The 26,049-nt window shown below is 71.8% G+C and carries 28 protein-coding genes; 19 read left to right on the forward strand and 9 right to left on the reverse strand.

The window, feature by feature from the left end; translation table 11 throughout:
• The first annotated feature begins 19 nt into the window (after positions 1-19).
• Positions 20-1,246, forward strand: a complete 1,227-nt coding sequence (gene rocD, locus QFW96_RS22920; protein WP_281457768.1) for an ornithine--oxo-acid transaminase — start codon at positions 20-22, stop codon at positions 1,244-1,246.
• 204 nt (positions 1,247-1,450) lie between these two features.
• Here rocD and zapE read toward each other — a convergent pair whose 3' ends face one another.
• On the reverse strand, positions 1,451-2,482 hold the full coding sequence (gene zapE, locus QFW96_RS22925) for a cell division protein ZapE (RefSeq protein ID WP_281457769.1): 1,032 nt from the start codon (positions 2,480-2,482) through the stop codon (positions 1,451-1,453).
• Between the two features lie 267 nt (positions 2,483-2,749).
• Between zapE and QFW96_RS22930 the strand changes: the two genes are divergently transcribed.
• Genes QFW96_RS22930 through QFW96_RS22970 form a run of 9 tightly spaced genes read left to right on the forward strand, consistent with a single transcriptional unit; the run spans position 2,750 to position 7,638 of the window.
• The gene (locus tag QFW96_RS22930; RefSeq protein WP_281457770.1) at positions 2,750-3,265 is read left to right on the forward strand and encodes an Asp23/Gls24 family envelope stress response protein; all 516 of its coding nucleotides are present in this window, start codon (positions 2,750-2,752) and stop codon (positions 3,263-3,265) included.
• Positions 3,266-3,300: 35 nt separating this feature from the next.
• Positions 3,301-3,603, forward strand: coding sequence for a hypothetical protein (locus tag QFW96_RS22935; protein WP_281457771.1), 303 nt, complete (start codon positions 3,301-3,303; stop codon positions 3,601-3,603).
• 43 nt (positions 3,604-3,646) lie between these two features.
• Complete coding sequence (locus QFW96_RS22940; RefSeq protein WP_281457772.1) at positions 3,647-3,913, forward strand: hypothetical protein; 267 nt, start codon at positions 3,647-3,649, stop codon at positions 3,911-3,913.
• A 31-nt stretch (positions 3,914-3,944) separates the two neighbouring features.
• A complete protein-coding gene (locus tag QFW96_RS22945; RefSeq protein ID WP_281457773.1) occupies positions 3,945-4,127 on the forward strand; it encodes a hypothetical protein in 183 nt (60 codons plus the stop codon).
• Entirely contained in the window at positions 4,124-4,489 is a 366-nt protein-coding gene (locus QFW96_RS22950; RefSeq protein ID WP_281457774.1) for an Asp23/Gls24 family envelope stress response protein, read from the forward strand. The genes QFW96_RS22945 and QFW96_RS22950 overlap by 4 nt, the downstream gene beginning before the upstream one ends.
• Before the next feature lie 3 nt (positions 4,490-4,492).
• Positions 4,493-5,029 carry a DUF6286 domain-containing protein gene (locus tag QFW96_RS22955; RefSeq protein ID WP_281457775.1) on the forward strand — a complete coding sequence of 179 codons (537 nt, stop codon included), beginning with the start codon at positions 4,493-4,495 and terminating at the stop codon, positions 5,027-5,029.
• Positions 5,026-5,628 carry an alkaline shock response membrane anchor protein AmaP gene (gene amaP / locus QFW96_RS22960; protein ID WP_281457776.1) on the forward strand — a complete coding sequence of 201 codons (603 nt, stop codon included), beginning with the start codon at positions 5,026-5,028 and terminating at the stop codon, positions 5,626-5,628. Before QFW96_RS22955 ends, amaP begins: the two co-directional genes overlap by 4 nt.
• Positions 5,628-6,731 carry an ATP-dependent DNA ligase gene (locus QFW96_RS22965; protein ID WP_281457777.1) on the forward strand — a complete coding sequence of 368 codons (1,104 nt, stop codon included), beginning with the start codon at positions 5,628-5,630 and terminating at the stop codon, positions 6,729-6,731. The genes amaP and QFW96_RS22965 overlap by 1 nt, the downstream gene beginning before the upstream one ends.
• 10 nt (positions 6,732-6,741) lie before the next feature.
• Complete coding sequence (locus tag QFW96_RS22970; protein WP_281457778.1) at positions 6,742-7,638, forward strand: 2-dehydropantoate 2-reductase; 897 nt, start codon at positions 6,742-6,744, stop codon at positions 7,636-7,638.
• On the opposite strand, the gene QFW96_RS22975 is transcribed toward QFW96_RS22970, so the two are convergent.
• The gene (locus QFW96_RS22975) at positions 7,635-8,507 is read right to left on the reverse strand and encodes an EamA family transporter (protein WP_281457810.1); all 873 of its coding nucleotides are present in this window, start codon (positions 8,505-8,507) and stop codon (positions 7,635-7,637) included. The two genes, QFW96_RS22970 and QFW96_RS22975, sit on opposite strands and share 4 nt — an antisense overlap.
• 284 nt (positions 8,508-8,791) lie before the next feature.
• Between QFW96_RS22975 and QFW96_RS22980 the strand changes: the two genes are divergently transcribed.
• Positions 8,792-10,348, forward strand: a complete 1,557-nt coding sequence (locus tag QFW96_RS22980; RefSeq protein ID WP_281457779.1) for an alpha/beta fold hydrolase — start codon at positions 8,792-8,794, stop codon at positions 10,346-10,348.
• Between the two features lie 275 nt (positions 10,349-10,623).
• Here the strand turns inward: QFW96_RS22980 and QFW96_RS22985 are convergent, their stop codons facing one another.
• Entirely contained in the window at positions 10,624-11,394 is a 771-nt protein-coding gene (locus tag QFW96_RS22985) for a DUF4389 domain-containing protein (protein WP_281457780.1), read from the reverse strand.
• A 135-nt stretch (positions 11,395-11,529) separates the two neighbouring features.
• On the opposite strand from QFW96_RS22985, the gene QFW96_RS22990 reads away from it, so the two are divergent.
• Positions 11,530-11,829, forward strand: coding sequence for a hypothetical protein (locus QFW96_RS22990; RefSeq protein WP_281457781.1), 300 nt, complete (start codon positions 11,530-11,532; stop codon positions 11,827-11,829).
• Positions 11,830-11,916: 87 nt separating this feature from the next.
• Positions 11,917-12,333, forward strand: coding sequence for a peptide-methionine (R)-S-oxide reductase MsrB (gene msrB / locus QFW96_RS22995; RefSeq protein ID WP_281457782.1), 417 nt, complete (start codon positions 11,917-11,919; stop codon positions 12,331-12,333).
• 99 nt (positions 12,334-12,432) lie between these two features.
• On the opposite strand, the gene hemQ is transcribed toward msrB, so the two are convergent.
• From hemQ to hemE, 3 genes are read right to left on the reverse strand one after another with little or no spacing between them, the layout of a single operon-like run.
• Positions 12,433-13,128, reverse strand: coding sequence for a hydrogen peroxide-dependent heme synthase (gene hemQ / locus QFW96_RS23000; RefSeq protein WP_281457783.1), 696 nt, complete (start codon positions 13,126-13,128; stop codon positions 12,433-12,435).
• 4 nt (positions 13,129-13,132) lie between these two features.
• Positions 13,133-14,578, reverse strand: a complete 1,446-nt coding sequence (hemG, locus tag QFW96_RS23005) for a protoporphyrinogen oxidase (protein WP_281457784.1) — start codon at positions 14,576-14,578, stop codon at positions 13,133-13,135.
• On the reverse strand, positions 14,578-15,663 hold the full coding sequence (gene hemE / locus QFW96_RS23010; RefSeq protein ID WP_281457785.1) for a uroporphyrinogen decarboxylase: 1,086 nt from the start codon (positions 15,661-15,663) through the stop codon (positions 14,578-14,580). The genes hemG and hemE overlap by 1 nt, the downstream gene beginning before the upstream one ends.
• A gap of 198 nt (positions 15,664-15,861) precedes the next feature.
• Here hemE and QFW96_RS23015 point away from each other — a divergent pair, with 198 nt between their 5' ends.
• From QFW96_RS23015 to QFW96_RS23040, 6 genes are all read left to right on the forward strand, one after another.
• A complete protein-coding gene (locus tag QFW96_RS23015; RefSeq protein ID WP_281457786.1) occupies positions 15,862-16,461 on the forward strand; it encodes a DUF3000 domain-containing protein in 600 nt (199 codons plus the stop codon).
• Positions 16,462-16,892: 431 nt separating this feature from the next.
• Positions 16,893-17,609 carry a response regulator gene (locus QFW96_RS23020; protein ID WP_093264979.1) on the forward strand — a complete coding sequence of 239 codons (717 nt, stop codon included), beginning with the start codon at positions 16,893-16,895 and terminating at the stop codon, positions 17,607-17,609.
• A 99-nt stretch (positions 17,610-17,708) separates the two neighbouring features.
• Positions 17,709-18,962, forward strand: coding sequence for an HRDC domain-containing protein (locus QFW96_RS23025; protein WP_281457787.1), 1,254 nt, complete (start codon positions 17,709-17,711; stop codon positions 18,960-18,962).
• Between the two features lie 279 nt (positions 18,963-19,241).
• On the forward strand, positions 19,242-20,483 hold the full coding sequence (locus tag QFW96_RS23030; protein ID WP_281457788.1) for a thiolase family protein: 1,242 nt from the start codon (positions 19,242-19,244) through the stop codon (positions 20,481-20,483).
• Positions 20,480-22,576: a 3-hydroxyacyl-CoA dehydrogenase NAD-binding domain-containing protein gene (locus QFW96_RS23035; protein ID WP_281457789.1), complete on the forward strand. Its 2,097-nt coding sequence runs from the start codon at positions 20,480-20,482 to the stop codon at positions 22,574-22,576. Before QFW96_RS23030 ends, QFW96_RS23035 begins: the two co-directional genes overlap by 4 nt.
• A 114-nt stretch (positions 22,577-22,690) precedes the next feature.
• On the forward strand, positions 22,691-23,275 hold the full coding sequence (locus tag QFW96_RS23040) for a Uma2 family endonuclease (protein ID WP_281457790.1): 585 nt from the start codon (positions 22,691-22,693) through the stop codon (positions 23,273-23,275).
• Between the two features lie 14 nt (positions 23,276-23,289).
• Here the strand turns inward: QFW96_RS23040 and QFW96_RS23045 are convergent, their stop codons facing one another.
• From QFW96_RS23045 to QFW96_RS23055, 3 genes are all read right to left on the reverse strand, one after another.
• Complete coding sequence (locus tag QFW96_RS23045) at positions 23,290-24,084, reverse strand: CAAX protease (protein ID WP_281457791.1); 795 nt, start codon at positions 24,082-24,084, stop codon at positions 23,290-23,292.
• A gap of 134 nt (positions 24,085-24,218) precedes the next feature.
• Positions 24,219-25,352, reverse strand: a complete 1,134-nt coding sequence (locus QFW96_RS23050; RefSeq protein ID WP_425524785.1) for a sensor histidine kinase — start codon at positions 25,350-25,352, stop codon at positions 24,219-24,221.
• Between the two features lie 2 nt (positions 25,353-25,354).
• Positions 25,355-26,041: a response regulator transcription factor gene (locus tag QFW96_RS23055; protein ID WP_281457793.1), complete on the reverse strand. Its 687-nt coding sequence runs from the start codon at positions 26,039-26,041 to the stop codon at positions 25,355-25,357.
• Positions 26,042-26,049 lie beyond the last annotated feature (8 nt).

Here is a 26,049-nt window from a genome sequence, read left to right on the forward strand (position 1 = left end):
CCGTCATAGCCTTGTGCTCATGGCTACCGTCCACCCCCATCTCGACACCCAGTCCCGCGCCGACGAGTTCCTGGCGCTCGACGAGCGCTACAGCGCGCACAACTACCACCCGCTGCCGGTCGTGATCGCCGAGGCCGAGGGCGCCTGGATGACCGATGTGGACGGTCGCCGGTACCTGGACTTCCTGGCGGGCTACTCGGCCCTGAACTTCGGCCACCGCCACCCCGACCTGGTCGCCGCGGCCACCGAGCAGCTGGGCCGGTTGACGCTGACCAGCCGCGCGTTCCACCACGACCAGCTCGGGCCGTTCTGCCGCGAGCTCGCCGAGCTCACCGGCACCGACCGGGTGCTGCCGATGAACTCCGGCGCCGAGGCCGTCGAGTCGGCGATCAAGATCGCCCGCAAGTGGGCCTACCAGGTCAAGGGCGTGCCGGAGAACCAGGCCGAGATCATCGTGGCCGGGTCGAACTTCCACGGCCGCACCACCACGATCGTGTCGTTCTCGACCGACCCGGAGGCCCGCGCCGAGTTCGGCCCCTACACGCCCGGGTTCACCGTCACCTCCTACGGCGACGCGTCCTCGGTGGAGGCCGCGATCAGCGAGCGGACCGCCGCGGTGCTGGTCGAACCCATCCAGGGCGAGGCCGGCGTGATCGTGCCGCCCGCGGACTACCTGCCGCGGCTGCGGCGCGCCTGCGACGAGCACGGCGCGCTGCTGATCTGCGACGAGATCCAGTCCGGCCTGGCCCGCACCGGTGAGCTGCTGGCCAGCGCCCACGACGGCGTCCGCGCCGACCTGTACACGCTGGGCAAGGCGCTGGGCGGCGGCATCCTCCCGGTCTCGGCCGTGGTCGGCCGCGACGACGTCATCGGCGTGCTGCAGCCCGGCCAGCACGGCTCGACCTTCGGCGGCAACCCCCTCGCCGCGGCCGTCGGCCGCGCGGTGATCCGCCTGCTGAGCACCGGGGAGTTCCAGCAGCGCTCCCGCGAACTGGGCGCCCACCTGCACGAACGCCTCGCCGGACTGTCCGGCGTGGCCGAGGTCCGCGGCCGCGGCCTGTGGGCGGGCGTCGAGATCGCCCCCGGCGGCCCCACCGGCCGCCAGGCGAGCGAAGCGCTGATGGCCGGGGGCGTCCTCTGCAAGGAAACCCAGGCCACCACGCTGCGCATCGCCCCGCCCCTGACGATCAGCCGCGACGACCTCGACACCGGCATCGACGCCATCGCCGACGTCCTCGCGAAGTGACCGCTCCGCTGCGGCGCTGATGCCGGAACCCGTTCACCGCCCGCGGTCGCGGTGCCGACGACCGTGGGCAGTGGACGGTTTTAGCCATAATCACCCATGATCAATGTCCGAAATGTCGGGACAATTATGGCTAAAACTGTCGCCTCCGCAGCACCGCGCCCCACCCAGCACCCCAGGACGCGGGATCGGGGTCTCGGGTGGGGGTCAGGACTTGGTGAGGTCTCGGGAGAGGGCTGTGAGGCGGCTGATCGCGCGGAGGTACTTCTTGCGGTAGCCGCCCTGCAGCATCTCCTCGGTGAACAGGCCCGACAGCGGGGTTCCGGAGACGCGGACCGGGATGGCGCGGTCGTAGAGCCGGTCGGCCAGCGCCACCAGCCGCAACGCCACGTCCTGGTCCGGGGCGGCGTGCACACCGGAGAGGTGCACGGCCGTGATGCCGTCGACGAGCCGGCCGTACTTCGAGGCGTGCAGGCCCGCGAGGAATCCGCACAGCTCGTCGAAGTCGTCGAGCGTGGACCCGTCGGTGGCCTCGGCCAGCCGCGACAGCTCGTCGTCGGCCATCGGCGGCGGCGCGTCGGGCAGACCGCGGTGCCGGTAGTCCGGTCCGTCGACCCGCACCACGCCGAACCGGTTGGACATCGCGTGGATCTCCCGCAGGAAGTCCACCGCCGCGAACCGGCCCTCGCCGAGCTTGTCCGGCAGCGTGTTCGACGTGGCCGCCACGTGCACACCGGCGTCGGTGAGCTTCGCGATCAGCTGGGTCACCAGCATCGTGTCGCCCGGGTCGTCCAGCTCGAACTCGTCGATGGCCAGCAGCCGGTGCTCGGAGAGCCGCCGCACGGTCTCGGCGAAGCCCAGCGCGCCGACCAGGTTGGTGATCTCGACGAAGGTCCCGTAGGACTTGGTGCCCTCGGTGGCGTGCCACAGCGAGGCCAGCAGGTGGGTCTTGCCGACGCCGAACCCGCCGTCGAGGTAGAGCCCGCGCTTGTCGCCGTCGGTCTTCTTCCTGCCCCCGAACATCCCGCGCAGCCAACCGCCGCCACCGCTGCCGGCAGCGTTGATGCGCTGGGCGAACGCCGAGCAGTCCCGCACGGCCTCGGCCTGGCTGGGCTCCTCGGGGTTGGGGATGTAGGTCTCGAAGCGGGCCGCCTCGAAGCGCGGAGGCGGCGTCATCGCCTGGACCAGCTCGTCCGGGGTGATCTCTGGACGGCGGTCGACCAGACGGGCGAAATTCATGCGACCGACTCTATAACCGGGGCCCGCCGCGCCAGCTCTCACCGGCACGTGCTCCTGCTCACCGTCGCGCGATCAACCGCGTTCGGGAGCCGGTTCGCCGCCGCTTCTGCGTTGCGGAAGAATGCGCGAGTGACGGATGGGGCGCCGTCGTCCGGCACCGAATGGTGCCGTCCCCGCACCTGGGACACCCTCGGATCAGGTGCGACCAGAACTCGCGTCACACCTCGCCGAATCGCTTCGGCGTTACCGGGAAGGAGCTGCATTTCCATGGCCCAGAACAGCGGCACGCCGTCCGGTCAGACCACCCAGGCGGGCACTTCGAGCACCGAGCGGCGCATTCCGGAGACGCGCACCGGCGGTTCGCCCGCACGGCTCGCCGACGAGACCTCGCAGGGCAAGACGACCATCGCCGCCTCGGTGGTGCAGAAGATCGCCGGGATCGCCGCGCGCGAGGTCTCCGGCGTCTACGCGATGGGCGGCGGAGTTTCGCGGGCCTTCGGCGCCCTGCGCGACCGGATCCCGGGCGGCAGCGGCACCTCCTCCACCTCGGGCGTGCAGGTCGAGGTCGGCGAGAAGCAGGCGGCGGTGGACCTGGACATCGTCGTCGAGTACGGAGCGTCCATCGTGGACCTCTCCCGCGCGGTGCGGCGCAACGTGATCACCGCGGTGGAGCGGATGACCGGGCTCGACGTCATCGAGGTCAACATCGTCGTCAACGACATCCACCTGCCCAGCGAGGACGAGGAGGAGGCGTCGCAGCCCGCGCCCTCGCGCGTGGAGTGACGCCGTCCCCCACCCACACCGCCGAGGAGGCCCAGGTGCCGGAGCAGCACACCGCTCAGGAGCTCGCCGATGCGGTGCTCGCGCACCCGTCGGTGGCGCGGTTGCACGGCGGCGCGTTCGGCGAGATCGCGTCCTACTTCCCCGGACAACGCATCACCGGCGTGCGGATGTCCGAGGACGGGCCGGTGGAGATCGGCGTGGTGCTGCGGCTGGACCGCCCGCTCACCGAGACCCTCGACGACCTGCGCGGTGCGCTGGCCGAACGGCTCGGCGGGACCCGGGTGGACATCTACGTCTCGGACGTGGACGCCGGCGACGACGCCCCGGAGGCTGGGTGAGCCGGGACCGGGTGAACCGGCCGGACCGGACGGGAGGCGCAGAATGGTGGACGTGCAGCACGATCCGGCGACGCGCGCCGAGATCCGCGCGTTCGTCCGGGAGAACCACCCGGACGTGGGAGGGGACCCGGAGGCCTTCGCCGCCGGGCTCGCCCGGCTGCGCGCCCGCCTTCCCGACGATGACCGCGACGACGATCCCCGGTTTTGGGCGCCGATCGTCGTCGAGGTGAGGCCGCGCGGGGTCCGCGGCCTGCTGCACCGCGCCCGGTGCCGGTGGCGGCGCCACCACGCCCCACCCCGAGTTCGATGACCCGCTCGTTTCTTCCACAGGAGGCTCGGAGATGAATGCGACGCAGACCGGACTGATCTCCGGACTGATCCTCGGCACCGCCGCCGCGGTCGGCGGTTTCAGCGGGTTCCTGATCGCGCTGCTGATCGGCATCGTCGGTCTGGTGATCGGCCGGATCCTCGACGGCGAGCTGGAGATCGGCGACCTGCTGGGCCGCGCCAAGGACCGCCGATGACCGCAACCGCGACCAGCCCCGAGGAGACCGTCCCCGACGAGGACTCCGGCGAGCGCGGCAGCCTGCACGTCAACCGGTCGGTGCTGCGCAAGATCGCCGCGCACGCCGCCGACGTCGACCCGGGCAGCGCGCGCAGCGGCCGCAAGCACACCGCCGGGGCCGAGGTCAGCGGCCCTGACGACGCGCTGCGGGTCCGGCTGACCGTGGCGCTGCGCTACCCGAACCCGGTTCGGGACTCGGTGGCCTCGATGCGCGAGCGCGTCGGCACCGAGCTCGCCCGCATCGCGGGCTGCCGGGTCCGCAGCGTCGACGTGACGGTGTCCGCCCTGGTCCCGCCGGCCGCACCGCCGAGGGTGGAGTGAGCGATGCGCCTGTTCGTAAGACTGATCACCGCCGTCGCCGGGGTCGTCGGGGCCGCGGTCGGGGTGCTGCTGACCGTCGAGTCGGCGTGGTCGCTGATCCGGCCCGGCGCGCGCGGGCTGATCGTGGGTCCCGCGGCGGTGCGCGATGCGCTGAGCGGGTTCTCGTGGGACGACGCGCCGGTGCGGATCGTCGCGATCGCGCTCGTCGTGCTCGGCGTGGTGCTGCTGATCGCCGCGATCGCCTCGGGCCACCGCGAGCTGCGACTGCACGACCCGGCGCCGGAGGTCACGGTGACCACGGACCGGCGCTCGCTGGCGCGGCTGGTCGGCCACCAGGTCCGCGACCAGGACGGTGTCGCGGGAGCGACCGTCACGGCGGGCTCCAAGCGGGTGCGGGTCAAGGCCGCCGCTCGCTTCCGCGAATCCGGTGACCTGCGGGAACGGCTGACGTCCACCGCTGAGCACGCGGTCGCCGACCTGCCGCTGCCGAGCACGCCGAAGGTGCTGGTGTCGGTGACCGCGCCCAAGGAGCGCCGATGACCGAGATCAAGCCGAGCAGCACGCCGATCGGTCGCAGCGCCGCGTTCGAGCGCGGCGCCGTGGTCCTGCTGGGCGTGCTGTCGCTGCTGGCGGGTGCGGCGGCCATCGTGGTCGGTTCCGGCGCGCTGGGCGTGTTCCGCGCCCGGCGGCCGCTGGCGGACCCGCTGCTGGCGCAGTGGCTGGCCGACCACGCGCAGCTGGCCGGGGTGATCGGACTGGTCGCCGGGGTGGTGCTGTTCGTGATCGGCCTGTGGTGGGTGGTGCGCGCGTTGCGCCCCGAGCAGCGTCCGGACGTGCGCCTGGAGCACGCCGACGCCGGCGACCTGAACGTCACCGCGGGCGCGCTGGCCAACGCCGTGCGCACCGACGCCGAGCAGGTCTCGGGCGTCACGCGGGCGCGGGTGCGGATGGCCGGGACGGACCGGTCGCCGTCGCTGCGCCTAACGCTGTCGCTGAAGGAGGGCACCAACGTCCGGCACGTGTGGGAGGAGCTGGACGAGAAGGTCCTCGCCCGCGCCCGCCAGGCGTTGGGCCGCGAGACCCTGCCCACTGCGATCCGGCTGCGCCTCGACCGGGGCCCCAAGCAGCGGGTGCGCTGATGCTGCCGCTGCAGCCGCCGGTGAAACCGATGCTGGCCAGCCCGGTCGACGGCGTCCCGCACCGCGACGGCCTGCTGTTCGAACCGAAGTGGGACGGCTTCCGCTGCCTGGCCTTCGTCGAACCGGGATCGCCGCCGCTGCTGCAGTCGCGCACCGGGCGCGGGCTGGAGCGCTACTTCCCGGAGGTGCGGTCGACGCTGGCGGAGCAGCTGGAGCGCCCCGCGGTGCTCGACGGCGAGCTGGTGGTGATCCACCGCGACGACGAGGGCGACCGGCTCGACTGGGACCTGCTCAGCGAGCGCATCCACCCGGCCGCCAGCAGGGTCAACACCCTCGCCGAGCGCACCCCGGCCACGTTCATCGCCTTCGACCTGCTGGCCCTGGACGACCAGGACCTCACCGCCTCGCCGCAGTCGGAGCGCCGCGAGCTGCTGACCGACCTCGGCCTGGACCGGTCGGGTCTGCGCACGACACCGGCCACCGAGGACCCGGAGCTGGCCGAGGAGTGGTTCCGCCTGTTCGAAGGCGCCGGGCTGGACGGGGTCGTCGCCAAACCGCTCGACGGCGCCTACGTGCCGGGCAAGCGGACCATGCTCAAGATCAAGCACTCGCGCACCGCCGACTGCGTGGTCGCCGGGCTCCGCTGGCACGCCAACACCGAACCCGGCACCGCCGTCGGCTCGCTGCAGCTGGGGTTGCACGACGAGCGCGGGGTGCTGCACCACGTCGGCGTCGTCGGGGCCTTCCCCGCCGCGCGGCGGCGCGAGCTGGCCGGCGAGCTCGCCGAGCTCATCACCGAGGGCGAGCACCCGTGGGTCGGCGAGAACGCCACCGGGCGGCGGCTCCCGGGATCGGTGAACCGCTGGAACAGCACCGAGCAGCCGTGGGTGCCGCTGCGCCCGGAGCGGGTCGTGGAGGTCTCCTACGACCACACCGAGGGCGGGGTCCCGGCCCGGTTCCGGCACACCGCGCAGTTCGTGCGCTGGCGGCCCGACCGCGATCCGGGCTCCTGCGACTACGCCCAGCTGGAGGAACCGGCGCGCTACGACCTCGACTCGGTGCTGTTCGGTTCCGCGCACCGGACGGATCGTTCGGACCGGTAACCTCCGGCTCGTGGCACAACGGATTGCGGTGATCGGTTCGGGTGGCATCGGCGGCGTGATCGCCGAAGCGGCGCACGCCGCGGGCCACGAGGTGACGATGTGCGTGCGCACCCCGTTCGAGCGGCTGGTGCTGGACGCGCCCGAGGGGACGTCCGAGATCCCGGTCGAGGTCGCCACCGACCCCGGCGCGGTCGGCGAGTGCGACTGGATCGTGCTCACCACCAAGGTCCACGACGTGCCCGGCACGGCGCCGTGGCTGAACAAGCTCGACGACGGCAGCACGCCGCTGGTGGTGGTGCAGAACGGCGTCGCCCACCGCGAGTCGGTCGCCGAGCTCGGGGTGCGGGCACCGGTGCTGCCCGCCCTGATCTACGTCGGCGCCGAGCGCACCGGTCCCGGCCGCGTCGTGCGCCGCTCCCCCACGACCATGCAGGTCGAGGGCGGTGAGCTCGGGTCGCGCTTCGTGGCGCTGCTGGAGGGGTCCGCGGTGAAGCTGCGGGCGACCGACGACTTCCACACCGCGGCGTGGCGCAAGATGCTCACCAACGTGGCACCGAACCCGATCACGGCCCTGACCCTGCGCCGCCTGGACGTGCTCGCCGACGACGACGTGCGGGAGCTGTGCGCCGGGATCCTCGCGGAGGCGATCGCGGTCGCCCGGGCCGAGAGCGCGTCGCTGACCCAGCAGGACGCGGACAAGGTCCTCGCCGACTACACCGCCCGGATGCCCCCGACCAACGGGACCTCGATGCTCTACGACCGGATCGCCGGTCTCCCGCTGGAGCACGAGCACATCACCGGCGCCCTCGTGAGCGCCGCCGACCGCCACGGCATCCCGGTCCCGCTCAACCGCACCCTGCTGACGCTCCTCCGCGCGATCAAGCCCGCTCCGATCCCGGGCGTCTAGTTCGCGGGCGGATCGCTGTCCTCGGGGGTGGTGCGGGTGGTGGCGACCGAGCCGACGGAGGCGATGACCACGCAGCAGATGGCGAGCCACTGCCAGCCGGTCAGCAGCTCGCCGAGCACCACCAGGCCCGCCAGCGCGGCGACGGCGGGTTCGGTGCTCATGAGGATGCCGAACACGCGCGGCGGCATCCGGCGCAGCGCCTCCAGCTCCAGCGTGTAGGGCACCACCGAGGACATCAGCGCCACCAGCAGGCCGATGAGCAGCACCGTCGGGCTCAGCAGCGCGGGTCCGGAGTCGACCGCGCCGATCGGGATCGCGATCAGCGCGCCGAAGCCCATCGCCAGCGCCAGCCCGGAGGTCCCGGTGGTGCGGCTGCCGAGCTTGGCTCCCAGCAGGATGTAACCGGCCCAGCAGGCACCCGCCGCCAGGGCGAACGCGACGCCGATCCAGTCGAGCCCGCCCTCGACGCGGGACAGCAGGAACACGCCGGTCCCGGCGAGCAGCGCCCACACGACGTCGAGCTTGCGGTGCGAGCCGAACAGCGCCACCGTCAGCGGCCCCAGGAACTCGATGGTCACCGCCGCGCCCAGCGGGATCCGCTCGAACGACTGGTAGATGCACATGTTCATGCCGGCCAGCACCGCGCCGTAGCCGATGACGACCCGCAGCGTCGGCCAGTCCATCCGCAGCGCGGGGCGGAAGACGGCCAGCAGGATCACCGCGGCGAACACCAGCCGCAGCGTCACCACCCCGGACGCTCCGGCCACGCTGAACAGCTGCTTGGCGAAGGCGGCCCCGACCTGGACGCTGATCACCCCCACCAGCACCAGCATCGGCGGAGGCACCGCCCCCAGCGCAGCGGCCGACATCCGGCTCGCGCTGAACCGCCGTTCCTCCCCCGGTCCCCAGGCGACCTGCACAACGCTCCTTCACGGCTAAAGAACAACCCCGAGCACGTTAACCCGGCGAACGACCCACCAGAACCCGCATCGGAGGTCACCTTCACCACCCCGGGCCGCGAACCGGAACGTCCCCTCACCAGGGCCACACGCCGATCATGGGATGCTTCGCGGGGAGTCCGTCCCCGTGTTGAACATGAGGTGGCGTCGGCCGCCAAGCCAGGTGACCACAACACAGCTTTCTAGGAGTTCCCGTGCCTCGCTGCATCAACCGGGCCTGGGCCGCGCTGCTGCCGTTGCTGCTGCTGGTCGCCGGTTGTTCGGTCGGGCCCTCGCAACGCCCCGCGGTCGCCTACCACGACAGCGAGCAGCAGATCGCGCCCGCGCCGCAGCCCCCGAAGCCGCAGCCGGTGCCGCCGCTGGGGTCGGCCCCCAGCGACTCGCTGAGCTGGCAGGACTGCACCGACCAGACCCGGACCGAGCTCGGCGCGCTGCCGCCGGGCATGACGTTCTCCTGCGCGCGCCTGCTCTCGACGCTCGACGCGCCGGAGGCTCCCGAGCGGGGCACCGCGCGCAACTCGCTGATCCGCACGGGCTCGGGCAAGGTGCCGCTGGTCGTGGTCGGTGACGTGGGCGGCGAGCCGGGGACGACGTTCGCGGCGCGGCTGGCCACCCAGCTCCCGCCGGAGATCCGCAACACCTTCGACATCGTGGGCGTGGACCGGCGCGGGACCGGCGAGTCGGAGCCGGCCGACTGCGTGCCGCCGCAGCAGCGCGAGCAGGTGATGGGCTTCGACCCGCGCGCCACCGAGCGCGCGCAGCTGGACCAGCTGCTGGATTCGGTGCTCAAGGCCAGCCAGGAGTGCCTGCTCAAGCTGGACGAGCGGCTGCAGGCCTACGACACCTGGCGCACCGCCTCCGACCTGGAGGAACTGCGCCTGGAGCTGGGCGTGCCGAGGCTGCACGCGATCGGTCGCGGCGAGGCCGGGCGGCTGCTGACCACCTACGCCGAGCGCTACCCGAACTCGGTGGGCCGCTTCGTGATCGACGGTGCCCCGGACCCGACTCGGGATTCGATGGGCCAGGCCGAGTACCAGGCGCAGGCCGCCGAGCAGACCTTCGACGTCTTCGCGAACGACTGCGCGAGCCGGGGATGCCCGCTGGGCCCGAACCCGCGCCAGGCGGTCACCGATCTCGTGGAGCGCGCCCGCACCGCACCTCTGCCCGCGCCGGGCACGTCGGTTCCGGCGGGGCGCGTCACCCAGGCTCTGCTGCAGGGCCTGGCGGACCGCAACGCCTGGCCCGCGCTGGCGGACGCGCTGGCGGCGGGGACCCGGGGCGATGGCACCCGGCTCGCGGAGCTCTCCGCGCCGCTGGTGACACCGCAGGGCGTGAACCCGCCGTGGTTCGACGGCGACCTCATCACCAGCTGCAACGACACGACGTTGCGCGTGCCGCCGCAGCGCAGCAGCGAGCTGGCGCAGGACTGGGTGGGGCGCTTCCCGCTGTTCGGCGGGATCGCGGCGCAGCGCGTGGTGTGGTGCGGGTCGTGGCCGGTGCCGCAGCAGCCGCTGCCGTCACCGCGCCGCGCGGACCTCCCACCGATCCCGGTGATCACCACGGCGCACGATCCGCGGTCGCTGGCGCTGGGCACCGATCACCTGGCCGACGAGCTGCCGACCGGGGTGGCGATGCGCTGGCAGGGCGCCGGGCACGGAGCGATCGCGCGCTCGTCGTGCGTGACCGACGCGGTCAGCCGGTTCCTGGTCCAGGGCGTCGTGCCCACCGAAGGCATGGCCTGCCCGGAGTGATCCCGCAACACCCCGGGCAAGCCACCGCCGCTTCAGCCGCAGCTGGAGCAGCAGCCACAGGAGGGGCCGCTGCAGCTGCTGCAGCAGCTGCACCCGCCCTGGTGGGGTGCATCGGTGCGGACCATTCCCGACCTCCGATCGGTGTGGGATACCAGCACCTGTCGATGTTCCTCGCCGCTCCAGCGGGCAGAACACCGCTGCTAGAGCGACACGACGTCGCCCGACGAGCGGAACCCGGCGGCTGCGGTCGGTGACCGCGACGCCGTCGGGATCGCTCAGCCGGCGTAGTCGTACTGGTACTCCGTCGGTGGCGTCTGGGTGGCGGTCACCGCGCCGTTGCCGACCGCCGTGAGCACGCCGAGCACGAGGAACGCGATCAGCAGGATCCGGCCGCCCTGCGACATCACCAGCGGCCGGGTGCCGGGCGAGACCTTCGCCGGTTCGCCCTCCTCGCGGGCGTCGCCGAACAACTTCTTCGGGTACGCGCCGGTGAGCATGTAGGTGTAGGCGTTGGTGCGCAGCATGTAGCGCAGCGCGGCGGCCGAGGCGTCGAAGATCGGGCGCGGGGTCCGGCCCGTGATCAGGACGATCAGCCACAGGAAGAACGCCAGCACGCCCCAGCCGTAGGTGAGAACGGCGGTCACGATCCCCACCGGGATGATCAGGATGAACCGGAACAGCACCGCCCACCGGTTGAGCCGACCGGGCCGGATCTCGACGTCGACGGGGAACTGCGGGTCGCCGACGACGAACGGCGGGTACCGGTCCACCAGCAGCCACGCGGAGGCGTTCACCCGGATGCTGTACGTGATGTAGAGGGTGAGGAAACCGGAGATCCACTCGGGCAGCCGCCCCAGGACGAGCGCCGCGAACCAGCCGATGAACGCCACCACGGCGGCCGCGATGCCCAGCGCCCACAGCACGATGAAGTGCGGGATCAGCAGCAGGAACCGCAGCAGCACGGTCCAGCGGCGCTGCCGTTCCGGGTGCGTGATCTGCATTTCCGGCAGGAACCGGCCGTCGGCGACCCCGGCTGACTCGCTCATCAACACCCTCTCATTCGATCCATTGTGGATTCTTCCGAGAGTAGGCGACGGAGGTCGACGACGAACGGTTCCGACACACCCCATCCGGTGAACGTGACGATTCCGCTCGCCCCGAGCAGGCGATACGGTGAGCCGATGCAGCGCCGCGAACCGGACGACACCGCACGCTTCGGCGACCTGGCGGACCTCGACCACGAGGACCCGGAGGTCCGGGCGTTCGCCGAGCACCGCGCGCGGATGGATCGCCCGCACTCCGAGGCGACCGTGGAGGGCATGCTGCGCGGGGTGGACGAGTTCGCCCAGAGCGCCAACCGCACCGGTGGCCACCGCAGGCTGCTGGCGGTGTCGGTCGTGGTGCTGATCCTGTTCGGCGTGCTGTTCACGGTGTGGAACGCGCTGGTCTACATGCTCGGGGTGTTCTTCGGTTCCTCCTGAGCCGGGCGACCCGGCTTGATCGTGGCGTGGGCCTCGATGAGGACGGGCGACTTAGCAATCGATCTTCGATCGCATTAGCGTGGAAGCATGGATCCGGTTGCAGGCACTCCCCAGGTCACCAAGAGCGAGCAGGAGTGGCAGGAGCAGCTCACCCCGAACGAGTACGCGGTGCTGCGCCAGGCGGCCACCGAGCCGGCGTGGGTGGGCGAGTACGTCGACACCAAGACCACCGGCGTGTACGAGTGCCGGGGCTGCGGCGCGGAGCTGTTCCGCAGCGAGACGAAGTTCGAGTCGCACTGCGGCTGGCCGTCGTTCTACGACCCGACCGACTCCGACGCGGTGATCCTCCGCGAGGACCGCAGCATGGGCATGGTCCGCACCGAGGTCCTGTGCGCCTCCTGCCACGGCCACCTCGGCCACGTCTTCACCGGCGAGGGCTTCCCCACCCCCACCGACCAGCGCTACTGCATCAACTCGATCGCGGTCCGCCTCGTCGAGAGCTGACCCGCGACGCGAGAAGGCCCAGCACTCATCGAGCGCTGGGCCTTCTGAGCGCTGGGCCTTCCGAGCACTGGGCCTTCGGGGTGCTTCTCGTCCGACGCCTCAGGGGAGGCGGGTGACGAGGTCGGTGACCTCGACCCGGTGGCCCGTGTAGAAGGGGACCTCTTCGCGCACGTGGAGGCGGGCCTCGGTGGCGCGGAGGTGGCGCATCAGGTCGACGATGCGGTGCAGCTCGTCGGCCTCGAACGCGAGCATCCACTCGTAGTCGCCCAGCGCGAACGACGCGACGGTGTTGGCGCGCACGTCCGGGTAGTCGCGGGCCTCCTTGCCGTGGTCGGCGAGCATCTTGCGGCGCTCGTCGTCGGGCAGCAGGTACCACTCGTAGGACCGCACGAACGGGTACACGCAGATGTACTTCTTGGGGTCCTCACCGGCCAGGAACGCCGGGATGTGGCTCTTGTTGAACTCCGCGGGCCGGTGCAGCGCCACGTTGCTCCAGACCGGCTCGGAGGACTGGCCGAGCGGGGTCTCGCGGCGGAAGCCGGTGTAGGCGGCCTGGACGGCCTCGACGTCCTCGGCGTGCCACCAGATCATGAAGTCCGCGTCGGCGCGCAGGCCCGAGACGTCGTAGACGCCGCGCACCACGACACCGGACTCGGCCAGCGACTCCAGGTACTCCCGGGTCACCTGCGCGGCCTTGTCCCGGTCCTCGGGCAGGGTCCCCTGCTCGATCCGGAAGACCGACCACATGGTGTAGCGGATGGTGTCGTTGAGCTCGTCGTAATTCAGCCGCGCCATGACCTCATGGTCCCACTTCTCGGGGACCGGCCTGCAGCAGGTCCCGCGTGATGCTGGTCGCTGCCGCCTCGCCGGTCGCCACGCACGCCGGAACGCCGACGCCGTGCAGCGCGGCCCCGGCGATCGCCAGCCCGGGAACAGCGGCGACCTCGCGTTCCACGTCGGCGACCAGGTCGAGGTGCCCGACGCCGTACTGCGGCACACCGCCGCCCCAGCGGAGCACCGCGGACTCCACCGGCTCGGCGGTGATGCCGGTCAGCTCGGCCAGGTCCGCGCGGACCCGGCGCAGCAGTTCCTCGTCGTCCAGGCGCAGGTCCTCGGTCTCGCCGAAGCGGCCGACCGACCCGCGCACCAGCACCTCTCCCCCGGCGCCGCGCAGGTGCTCCCACTTGGCGCTGGAGTAGGTGAAGGCCTTGGCCGTGAACGGGGTTCCGCCGTCGTGCCGCTCGCCGCGCGCGATCAGCGTTCCCGAGGCCGGGGTGCCGTCGCGCTCGGGCAGTTCGGTGCCGGGCGGCAGGGCGAGGCCGACCACGACCATCGACGCCAGCTCGATCTCGGCGAGCTTCGCCGACGCCGCGGGAACGGGCCCCTGCAGCAGTTTTCGCGCCGCCGGAGCGGGGACCGCGAGCACGACGGCATCGACGTCGAGGTGCTCCGGCGCGGGCGCCGACCCGATCTCCAGCCGCCAGCCCTCGGCGGTGCGCGCGAGCGCGCGGACCGGCAGGCCCAGCCGCACCTCGGCGTCGGCGGCGAGCACCAACCGGTCCAGGAGCTCCCGGTACCCGTTCCGGAACGCGCCGAAAACGGGTTGCGGCGCACCGGGTTCGGGCGCCGGGAGGGACGAGCGCGCGGCCTCCGTGACCCATCCGGCTCCGTCGTCGAGGGCTTCGGCCAGCGCCGGGATCGTGGCGCGCAGGCTCAGCCGGTTCGCGTCGCCCGCGTAGACGCCGCCGAGCAGCGGCTCCACCAGCCGGTCGACGACCTCGTCGCCGACCCGGGCGCGCAGCAGGTCGCCGACGGAGATGTCGGCGCCGCCGAGCTCGATCGGCGACATGCCGGATTCCGCCCGCACCGCGGCGATCCCGTCCTCGGAGAGGACTCCGGCGATCGACTCGGCCTCGGCGGGCACGCCCATCACGGTCCCGCCGGGCAACCGCTGGGTCCGGCCACCGGCGCGCACCGTCGCGGCCGCGCGGGCCGGGTGCACGACGTCGGCGCGCACGCCCAGCTCCTCGGCCAGGTCCAGCACTTCGGGCCGCCGGGCCAGGAACGCCTCGGCGCCCAGGTCGTAGCCGCGACCGGCGAGCTCGACCGTGCGCAGCTTGCCGCCCAGCCGGGACGTCTGCTCCAGCAGCACGATCTCGGCCTCGGGACCCAGCTCCCGGCGCAGCCGGTGGGCGGCCGCCAGCCCGGCGGCACCGCCGCCGACGACCGCGACGCGGCGGGCCATCAGCGCTGGGCGGTCGTGGTGTGCACCAGCTCGACGACCCGGGTCAGGATCTCCGGGTCCGTGGTCGGCAGCACGCCGTGACCGAGGTTGAAGATGTGCCCGCCGGCCTCGCGGCCCTCGGCGAGGATGCGGTGCACCTCGCGCTCGACGGCGTCCCAGCCCGCGAACAGCACGGCCGGGTCGAGGTTGCCCTGCACGACGGGCTTCGCGGATTCCGGTTCGGCGGCGCCCAGGCGGGCGACGGCGGTGTCCAGCGGCACGCGCCAGTCGACGCCGACCACGTCGGGTCCGGCGGTGCGCATCGCGCCGAGCAGCTCACCGGTGCCGACCCCGAAGTGGATCTTGGGGATGTCGGAGAGCTCGGCGACGCCCTCGAAGATGCGGCGGCTGTGCGGCAGCACGAACTCGCGGTAGTCGCGCAGCGAGAGCGCGCCCGCCCACGAGTCGAACAGCTGGATCGCGTCGACCCCGGCACCGATCTGGACCCGCAGGAACTCCAGCGTGGTGTCGGCCAGCTTCTCCAGCAGCGCGTGCCAGGTCTTCGGGTCGGAGTGCATCAGCGCCTTGGTGCGCTCGTGGTTGCGGCTCGGCCCGCCCTCGACCAGGTAGGAGGCCAGCGTGAAAGGCGCCCCGGCGAACCCGATCAGCGGCGTGCTGCCCAGCTCGGAGACCAGCAGGCGCACCGCCTCGGCGACCGGCTCGACCTGACCGGCGTCCAGCGACGGCAGCGCGCTGACGTCGGCCGGGCCCTCGATCGGGTTGCTCACCACCGGGCCGGTCCCGGCCACGATGTCGAGCCCGACGCCCGCCGCGTAGAGCGGCAGCACGATGTCGCTGAACAGGATCGCCGCGTCCACGCCGTGCCTGCGGACCGGCTGCAGGGTGATCTCGCTGACCAGGTCCGGCGTCAGGCAGGCCTGCAGCATCGGGGTGCCCTCGCGGGCCCTGCGGTACTCGGGCAGCGACCGCCCGGCCTGCCGCATGAACCAGACCGGCGTGTGCCGGGGCTGTCCGCCGCGAGCGGCCACGAGCAGAGGGGCGTCGGCGAGGTCCCGGCGAGTGGAGACCGGTGCGGAGTTCGTCATCGAAGGTCGGTGTCCGTACGTCGAATCGTCGGATCCCGGTGCGGTCTGCGGGCGGTCTTGGAGCGGATCTGCCACGACGGACGGCCGGGCTGGCGCAGACAATCTTCGCACGGCGCCCGCGCTCCCACTCCAAGCGCCCGCCGTCCTCCACGGCGCGCCTCCGCCCACGCGCGGCGGGCGGCATCTAGAGTCGTCGCCGTGACGGAGATGTCGGCAGCGCCCGAAGTTTTCCGGCAGGCGGTTGCCGCGTTGACGTCGCCTCAGCCGCGTGCCGAGATCGAGCTCGGCGAGGTCGGTCCACCCAAGCGCCTGGCCCCGTGGGCCCACGCGCTGGCCGCGGAGGCGAACGGACCGGCAGGCGAGCTGGCGACGGCGCGCTTCGTGCTGCTCCACGACCCGGAGGGCCAGGACGCCTGGGACGGCGTGCTGCGGCTGGTGGTCTACCTCAAGGCCGAACTCGATCCCGAGGTCGCCGACGACCCGCTGCTGCCGGCCGTGGGCTGGTCGTGGCTCACCGACGCGCTGGAGAACGCGGGAGCGCACTTCACCGCCCTGGGCGGCACGGTCACCCTCACCTCCTCGGCCCGGTTCGGCGACATCGCGGGCCCGTCCCGCAGCCACGACCTGGAGCTGCGCGGCTCCTGGACTCCGACACCCTCGGTGTTCGGCGACGGCGACATCGACCTCCGGCCGCACGCGGAGGCGTTCCACGAACTCATGGCCAGCGCGGCGGGTCTTCCGCCGGAAGGGGTTGCACTGCTCGGCAGGCGCCCGAACGGCGCAGTCCGCCAGGACTGATCGAGGTCGCCCGATCATCGGCTGCGGCGGGTCGCCGCAGCGCGTAGCGTTCGGCCCGCGACCCTCCCGCACCCCCTCGAATCCGACACGCCGAAGCGCGACACGCCGGTGTCCGATTTTCATTCGCGAAGTTCGTTCGGCTTCTTCGAAGTGCTTGTCGGTGCAAGATTTTCACCATGCGCATTCGAAATATGTCGCATGGCCACGCTCCGCCGTTACGGTCGTCGCTCTGAGTCACCCGAAAGTGCGACAAAAGTATGGTGTCGTCACAACTCGATCGGGATAGATACCCGATTGATCGTCCCGCTGACCCGCTTGGGCGGTTACGCTCACCCCGACGACACCACTTTCGGTCGATCAGTGGCGCGGCTGATTGGTCGAGAGTCCCGGTGCCGGTCGGGGGGCACGACCGACTCCAGGGAGGTAGTGACGTGGCTGCCGTCGGCTTAGGTCAGGCCGCTCGAACCACGCCTGCCGGCGCTTTGCCGGCCAACATGGTCCCGCACCCGCGGGAAGAGCTGTTCACGGTGCTCGTGGTGGATGACCATCCGCTGCTCCGAGAGGCGATCGCCGCTCGGCTGCTGCAGATGGGCGCCGGCACGGTGCACGAGGCCGCATCCATGGCCGAAGCCAGGGCTCGCGCCCTGGCGACCGGTCCGTGCGACCTCGCAATCCTCGATCTCGGGCTCCCGGACGGGACCGGCATCGAACTGGTTACCGAACTCCGGAGCCAGGGCTGGCCGCGGATCGTGGTGCTCGCTTCGTCCGATGACCCCTATGCGGTCCGGGCCGCCTTCCAAGCAGGCGCTCAGGCGTACCTGCTGAAGTCGGCCTCGCCCATGGTGGTCACCGACGGCGTGCGCCGCGTGCTCGACGGCGGTGTGTACGCCGATCCCAGCGTGGCTCCGGTGCTCGCCGCCGGTACCCGCGTGCCGGGAACGGACAACACACCTCGCGAGCTGTCCGGGCGTGAGGTCGAAGTTCTCCAGTTGGTGGCCGACGGCCGGTCCAACAAGGAGATCGGCGAGGCCCTGAACCTGTCCGCGCTCACGGTGAAGTCTCACCTGTCGCGGATCGGGCGCAAGCTGGGCACGGGCGACCGAGCGCAGATGGTCGCGTTGGCCATGCGCGCCGGCGTGATCCGGTGACGGATCGCTGACGAACACCAGCACCGGTGCGGCCGGACCCGACAACGTCGGGCGGACCAGCCACACGACGCGGGCCAAAGCACGTAAGGTCTGTTAGCCGTGGAAGCTGCAAGCCCCGAGACCGTCGGATCCGGCCGCCCGGAGCCGGTGTTGTTGACCGAACCCGCCGACGGCGTGCCGCCGGTGGTGGACACCCCGGCCGCGCTGGAAGCGGCCGCGAAAGCGCTGGCCGCAGGTACCGGGCCGGTCGCGGTGGACACCGAGCGCGCCTCGGGTTACCGCTACTCGCAGCGCGCCTACCTGGTGCAGCTGCGTCGTGAGGGATCGGGAACCGCTCTGGTGGACCCGATCGCTCTCAAGGGCGCGCTCGACCCCTTGGTCCCGGCCCTGGCCGACACCGAATGGGTGCTGCACGCCGCGTCCCAGGACCTCCCGTGCCTGGCCGAACTCGACCTGCACCCCTCGAAGCTGTTCGACACCGAACTCGCCGGCAGGCTGGCCGGTTTCGACCGGGTCTCGCTGGGCGCGCTGGTGGAGCGCATGCTCGGCTACCGGCTGGAGAAGGGTCACAGCGCCGCCGACTGGTCAAGACGGCCGCTGCCCGAGGACTGGCTGGTCTACGCGGCCCTCGACGTGGAGCTGCTGGTCGCGCTGCGCGACGAGATGCACGACGAGCTCCAGCGGCAGGGCAAGCTGGACTGGGCCTTCGAGGAGTTCGAGGCCGTCCGCACCGCCGCCCCCGCTCCCCCGCGCGCCGAACCCTGGCGCCGGACCTCCGGGATCCACAAGGTGCGCAGCCCCCGGCAGCTCGCCGCGGTGCGCGCGCTGTGGCAGACCCGGGACGAATTCGCCCGCGAGCGCGACATCGCGCCGGGCCGCGTGCTGCCGGACTCCTCGATCGTTCTGGCGGCGCAGGCCAACCCCAAGTCCGAGGGCGATCTGGTGGCCATGCCGGTGTTCGGCGGGCGCCAGCAGCGCCGCCGCGCCTCGATGTGGTTGCAGGCGCTGCGCTCGGCGCGGCGGCTGAGCAACGAGGAGCTGCCCGCCGCATCGACGCCGAACGACGGACCGCCGCCGACCAACCGCTGGTCGGACCGCGACCCGGCAGCGGCGGCGCGGCTCACCGCGGCCCGCGCGGCGCTCAACGCGATCGCCGAGGAGCACTCGCTGCCGGTGGAGAACCTGCTGCTGCCCGATCTGGTGCGGCGCACCTGCTGGGCGCCGCCGGAGGACCTCGGCGTCGAGGCGGTGACCGAGCTGCTGCGATCCAAGGGCGCCCGGGAGTGGCAGATCGCCCTCACCGCGGCGGCGTTCTCCAAGGCCCTGCACGCCGTTCCGGACGAGGAGTCCTGAGCGAGGGCAGTTCTAGCCACAATTGACCGGGCAAAACGGACTTCGATCATGGGTGATCATGGCTAGAACCGCCCCATGTCTCGCCGAGCGCACCGGCGCTCCCTCGGGAAAGATCAGCCACGCCGGGTTCGGGCTGGTCAGCATGTGAGACAACCGACAGGGGCAGGCACGTGGTTACCGGTGGGTAATAAGCGCTAGAGTGCGGTTACCGGCCGGTAAGGCGCCGCCTCTCGCGGACCTCGGCCGAGCACCATCCACCAAGCCAGTGAGGAGCACGCCGTGGCCGCACCTGCGTCGGCACCCGCCGACAGCCGCAGCCGCCCAGCGGTTCGGGACGTGGTCTTCGTCGACGGCGTACGCACGCCGTTCGGCAAGGCCGGCTCGAAGGGCCAGTACGCCCAGACGCGCGCGGACGACATGGTCGTCAAGGTCATCCGGGAACTGCTGCGCCGCCACCCGGAACTTCCGGCGGAGCGCATCGACGAGGTCGCGATCGCCGCGACGACCCAGATCGGTGACCAGGGCCTGACCATCGGCCGCACCGCGGCGCTGCTGGCCGGGCTGCCCAAGTCCGTGCCGGGCTTCGCCATCGACCGCATGTGCGCCGGCGCCATGACCGCCGTGACCACCGTGTCCAGCGGCATCGCCTTCGGCGCCTACGACGTCGTCATCGCGGGCGGCGTCGAGCACATGGGCAACCACCCGATGGGTGAGGGCGCCGACCCCAACCCGCGCTTCGTGTCCGACAAGATCGTCGACCCGTCCGCGCTGGTCATGGGCTCCACCGCCGAGAACCTGCACGACCGCTACCCGTCGCTGACCAAGGAGCGCACCGACGCGTACGCGGCCCTGAGCCAGCAGCGCTACGACGAGGCGATGCAGGCGGGCAAGATCGCTCCCGACCTGGTCTCGGTCGCCACCCGCTCCGACGAGGGCTGGGGCCTGGCCACCACCGACGAGCCGCCGCGCCCGGGCACCACGGTCGAGAGCCTCTCCGGCCTCAAGACCCCGTTCCGCCCGCACGGCCGCGTCACCCCGGGCAACGCCGCCGGGCTCAACGACGGCGCGACCGGTGCCCTGCTGGCCGACGCGGAGACCGCCGAGGAGCTCGGCCTGCCGGTCGGGATGCGCCTGGTCGGCTACGCCTTCGCCGGCGTCGAGCCGGAGGTCATGGGCGTCGGCCCGGTCCCGGCGACCGAGAAGGCCCTCCAGCGCGCCGGTCTCACGATCGACGACATCGGCCTCTTCGAGATCAACGAGGCCTTCGCCGTGCAGGTGCTGGCCTTCCTGGAGCACTTCGGCATCGCCGACGACGACCCGCGGGTGAACCCGTGGGGCGGCGCGATCGCCTGCGGTCACCCGCTGGCCTCCTCCGGCGTGCGGCTGATGACGCAGCTGTCCCGCCACTTCGCAGAGCACCCCGAGGTCCGCTACGGCATCACCACCATGTGCATCGGCATCGGCATGGGCGGAACGGTCATCTGGGAGAACCCGAACTACAACGCAGGAGGCGAGCAGTGACTGACTTCGCGGCGCTGTTCCCCGACGAGGTCGTGACCAAGGCGTACACCCGCCTCGTCGACGTTCCCGGTCTGACCGGCAAGCTCGCGCTCATCACCATCGACAACGGCCACGACCACACCAAGCCGTCGACCTTCGGCCCGGGTGGTCTGAGCAGCCTGAACGCCGCGCTGGACGAGGCGTTCGCCGCCGAGCCCGCCGCGATCGCGGTCACCGGCAAGCCGTTCGTGTTCGCCGTCGGCGCCGACCTCACCGGTGTCGGCCAGGTGTCGCAGCGCGAGCACGCGCAGGCCATCGCGCAGACCGGCCACGACGTGTTCCGCCGGCTCACCGAGTCGACGATCCCGACGTTCGCCTTCGTCAACGGCGCGGCCCTGGGCGGCGGCCTGGAGCTGGCGCTGTCCTGCCACTACCGGACCGTGGCCTCCAACGCGGGCGCCATCGCGTTCCCGGAGTGCTACCTGGGTCTGTTCCCGGGCTGGGGCGGCACGCAGCTGCTGCCGAACCTGATCGGCCCGGACGCGGCCGTGACGGTGATCATCGAGAACGCGCTGAGCCAGAACAAGATGCTCAACCCGAAGAAGGGCCTGCAGCTGGGCATCTTCGACGAGCTGCTGGAAGGCGCGGACTTCCTCGAGGAGTCGCTGCGCTGGCTGGTCCGCGTCGTCAACGGCGACAAGACCGTCGAGCGCCCGGAGATCGACCGCGGCCAGGGCTGGGACGACGCGGTGGCGCGCGCCAAGCAGATCGTCGAGTCCAAGACCAAGGGCGCCTCGCCCGCGGTCACCAAGACCGTCGAGCTGATCGAGCTGGCCCGCAACAACGACATCGACGCCGGCTACGCCGCCGAGACCGAGGCGCTGACCGACGCGCTGATGTCCGACGAGCTGCGCGCCGGGCTGTACTCGTTCGACCTGGCCCAGAAGCGCGCCAAGCGCCCGGCCGGTGCGCCGGACAAGGGCCTGGCCCGCCCGGTGAACAAGGTCGGCGTGGTCGGCGCCGGTCTGATGGCCGGTCAGCTGGCGCTGCTGTTCGTGCGCCGCCTGCAGGTGCCGGTGGTCATCACCGACATCGACCAGGCCCGCATCGACAAGGGCGTCGCCTACATCCACGGCGAGATCGACAAGCTCGCCGGCAAGGGCCGCCTGTCGCCGGACGCCACCAACCGCCTCAAGGCGCTGGTGACCGGCGAGCTGGACAAGAAGGCCTTCGCCGACGCCGACTTCGTCATCGAGGCCGTCTTCGAGGAGATGACGGTCAAGCAGAAGGTCTTCGCCGAACTGGAGGAGCACGTCTCCCCCGAGGCGATCCTGGCGACCAACACCTCGTCGCTGTCGATCACGGAGATGGCCTCGAAGCTGAAGAACCCGGAGCGGGTCGTCGGCTTCCACTTCTTCAACCCGGTCGCGGTGCTGCCGCTGCTGGAGATCGTGCGCGGCGACAAGACCGACGACGCCTCGCTGGCCACCGCCTTCGGCGTCGGCAAGAAGCTGAAGAAGTCCTCGGTGCTGGTCAAGGACGCTCCGGCGTTCGTGGTGAACCGGCTGCTGACGCGCTTCATGGGCGAGGTCATCGCCGCCGTCGACGAGGGCACGCCCTTCGAGGTCGCCGACAACGCCCTCGAAGAGCTCGGTCTGCCGATGAGCCCGATGGTGCTGCTGCAGCTGGTCGGCCCGGCCGTCGCCCAGCACGTCAACGGCACCATGCACGCGGCGTTCCCGGAGCGCTTCGGCATCAGCGACAACCTGCAGCGGTTCGTCGACGCGGGCAAGACCGCGGTCTGGACGTTCGACGAGTCCGGCAACGTGGTCGTCGACCCCGAGGTCGCCGAGCTGTGGAAGCAGGGCGATGCGCCCTCCACCAGCGAGCAGGTCCGCGACCGCGCGCTCGGCGCGCTGGCCGAGGAGATCCGGATCATGCTCGACGAGGACGTCGTCGCCGAGGCGCAGGACATCGACCTGTGCATGATCCTGGGCGCGGGCTGGCCGTTCTGGCTGGGCGGCATCACGCCGTACCTGGACCGCGCGGGCGTGTCCGAGCGGGTCAACGGCAAGCGGTTCCTCGCCCCGGGCGTGGCCTCCCTGCCCGCCTGATCCGAGCACGACCGCAACGGGGGCCGGAGTCCACGACTCCGGCCCCCGTTCTGCTGCGTGAGGTCGGGTATCGGGTCTGTCATGATGGAGTCGACGGAGACGAGGTGATGTCCGGTGACCGCGCTTGTTCAGCACGAACTGGGGCCGTTCACGATCGCCGACTGGCACGCCCTGCCCGCTCGCGAAGACGGGTCTCGGCTGGAGCTCATCGAGGGGAACTGGCTCGTGACGCCACCGCCGAGCGGCTACCACCAGTGGGCGGAGAAGCGGATCATCGCGGCGTTCGACCGGGCGATCGAGCAGGCAGGCCGTGCCGACGAGCTCTTCGCCGTCTCCGGTGTGGGAGTGGAGATCAGCACCACCTACCGCTCCGCGCTCATCCCCGACTTCGTCGTGCTCAACCGCCCACCTGCGGGCAACACCTTCCAGGCCGCTGACGTGCTGCTGATCGGCGAGATCTGGTCACCGGGCAACACGCACACCGAGCAGCAGGAGAAGTTCCACGCGTGCGAACGCGCCGGGGTGCAGTACTTCTGGAGCGTCGCCCAGGACGTCGGCGGCCCCTGCGAACTCGCCGCCTACCGCCTCGACAACGGCCGCTACTCGCTGGTCACGACGGCATCGCGCGGCCAGGGGCCGGTGCACGTGGACGCTGCGCCCGCTCCCCTCGCCGTGGACGTCGACGCGCTGCGGCTGTGACGGGTCCGAACAGCTCAGTGCCGTTCTCGGTCTCTGAGGTCTCGCATGAGCTCACCGGCGTCGATGTCGCTCACCGGACCGGGTGATCGAGGAGACCGTTCTGCTGCTCCCAGCTCTGTGACGCGCGCAAGAATCCCAGGGGTGCGCGAACGGTCGGCAAGCCAGTGCCCGACCGGCTCCGAGATCCAGCGGACAAGTGTGATGAGATCTTCGTGAATCTCCGCGGGGCTTCGGCGGACCTTGGTACCTGGCACGCGGAACCCGCTGATCACCGGTTCGCAGTGCGCAATCCGGTTGCGCAGAGCATAGACCCGCTGTGCCAACGCATGGACGTCGCTCCGGATCTGAGGAGATCCTGGGAATGCGAAGCGAAGTGCAGGTCTCCACAGGGTGGCGTCGTAGTACCGTCGCTGTCGAAACGGTTTCTGCCCGACGAAACCCCCGGGTTCCAGGAGATGAACCCAGAACCCCATCGTCAACTGAGCGATCAACCTGCCCGGCGAGCTATCGCCCCCGCAAGCACCGTCCTTCCACGCCTTTGCGATGGCGACCTGGCCGCGTTCATCGAGAAGTTGATCATCGGCCCACCACTGCGGGCCGTACATCTCAGCCAGCCGATCGTTCATGGCGTTCCGCAACACCACCTCGACCACCCCGAGGTCGCGGTAGAAGCTGGTGGCCAGCTCCCCTCCGAGCAAACACAGGTGCAAGGGCGAGCACCCGCATTGCAGCGCAGCCTCGTAATACGTGCCCAACCGTTCTGCGGACAACAGCGATTCGAGCTCGTCCGGGACGGCGTCCTCGATCATGCCCCGGGTTGTATCACTGCCGTTACTCGGCGTAGCGGGCAGGCCGTGGTAGAGTTCTTCACGAAGTCCCCCGGTTAGCCAGTACTTCGGTACGCGCCGGGGGTTTTATTTTGCCCACTTGGTGTCGCTGATCGTCACGGCGCGGCCGGGAGTTGGATCGTGACGGCGAGGCCTCCCGCGGGCAGCGCCGTGGCGTGGATCTTGCCGTGGTGGGCCGTGGTGGCGGCTTGGACGATGGACAGGCCCAGGCCGGTGCCGTTGCGGGCGGTGCGCTGAACGCCGGCGCGGCGGAACGGTTCGAAGAGGCCGTTCACCGACTCCGCGGGGATCTCCGGGCCGGAGGAGGCCACGCGCAGCGTCGTCCACGTCGCGTCGCCGCCGGTGCTGACCTCCAGCCAGCCGCCGTCGAGGTTGTGCCGGACCGCGTTCTCCAGCAGGTTGCCCGCCACCCGCTCCAGCAGGGCCGGGTCGCCGACGGCACGAGCCGGTTCGGTGCACCGCCGCACGCGCAGCCCGCGCCTGCGCGCCTCGGGTTCGACCGCGCGCAGGGCCCGGCCGACGACGTCGGTGAGGTCGACCGGTTCCCGGACCGCCAGCTCCACGACCTCGGTGCGGGCCAGCAGGAGCAGCGCCTCCACCAGGCGCTCGGCGCGGGCGGTGGCCTCGCGGACCACGTCGGCCATCCGGCGCAGCTCGGCCTCGTCGGCGTCCGGGTCCGACAGCGTCACGTCCAGTTCCGTGCGCACCACCGCCAGCGGGGTGCGCAGCTCGTGGCTGGCGTTGGCGACGAACCGGCGCTGGGCGTCGAAGGCCGCCTGCAGCCGGTCCAGCATCGCGTCGAAGGTGTCGGCGAGCCGGGCCACCTCGTCGCGGGGACCGCTGAGCGCGATCCGCTCGTCCAGCGACTCCGCCGACAGCCGCTGCGCGGTGTCGGTGACCTCCTGCAGCGGCCGCAGCACCCGCCCGGTGACCAGCCAGGCCAGCAGCGCGGCAGCGGCGACCACCGCGACGAACGCGAGCCCGCCGATCAGCAGGACCTGCCTGCGGGCGGAGTCGCGCAGCGCCTCGCCGAGCAGCTCGGCGGGCACGTCCACTCCCCCGACCCGCACCGGCGTCCCCGCGGGCAGCCGCGGCACGGCGGCCACGACGTTGCCGACCAGCACCCAGCCCAGCCACAGCAGCACCGCGCTGACCAGCGCGACCAGCGAGGTCGCCAGCAGCGTGAGGCGAACCCGCAGTCCCGGCCCGCGTCGGGTGAGCGCGCCCACCATCAGTCCCGGACGTGTTCGGCGCGCGACGCCGAGGGCACCCGGTAGCCGGAACCGACCACGGTCTCGATGATGCCCGGCTCCCCCAGCTTCTTGCGCAAGGTCATCATCGTGACCCGCACGGTGGTGGTGAACGGGTCCGCGTTCTCGTCCCAGACCCGCTCCAGCAGTTCCTCGGAGCTCACGACGGCGCCACCGGCCGAGAGCAGGACCTCCAGCACGCCCAGCTCCTTGCGGGTCAGCTCGACCTCACCGGCGGAGCGGGTGACGGTGCGGCGGGCCGGGTCGAGCCGCAGGTCCTCGGCGGTCAGCAGCGGTGGCGGGGCGGGCGTGGCGCGGCGGCCCAGCGCGCGCACCCGGGCGATGAGCTCGGGGAACGCGAAGGGCTTGGCCAGGTAGTCGTCGGCGCCCAGCGACAGCCCGGCGACGCGGTCGGCGACCGTGCCCGAGGCCGTCAGCATGATGACCCTGGTCAGGCCGCCGGAGCCGACCAGGTCGCGGCACAGGTCGTCGCCGGACATGCCGGGCAGGTCGCGGTCGAGCACGACGACGTCGTAGCGGGTGATCGCGGCCTTCTCCTGACCGCTCTCGCCGTCGTAGGCGACGTCAACGGCCATGCCGTCGCGCCGCAGTCCCCTCGCCACCGCCTCGGCCAGCGGTTTCTCGTCCTCCACGACCAGGATTCGCACGGGACCCA

It is taken from the genome of Saccharopolyspora ipomoeae (genome assembly GCF_029952525.1).
Classification (GTDB): domain Bacteria; phylum Actinomycetota; class Actinomycetes; order Mycobacteriales; family Pseudonocardiaceae; genus Saccharopolyspora; species Saccharopolyspora ipomoeae.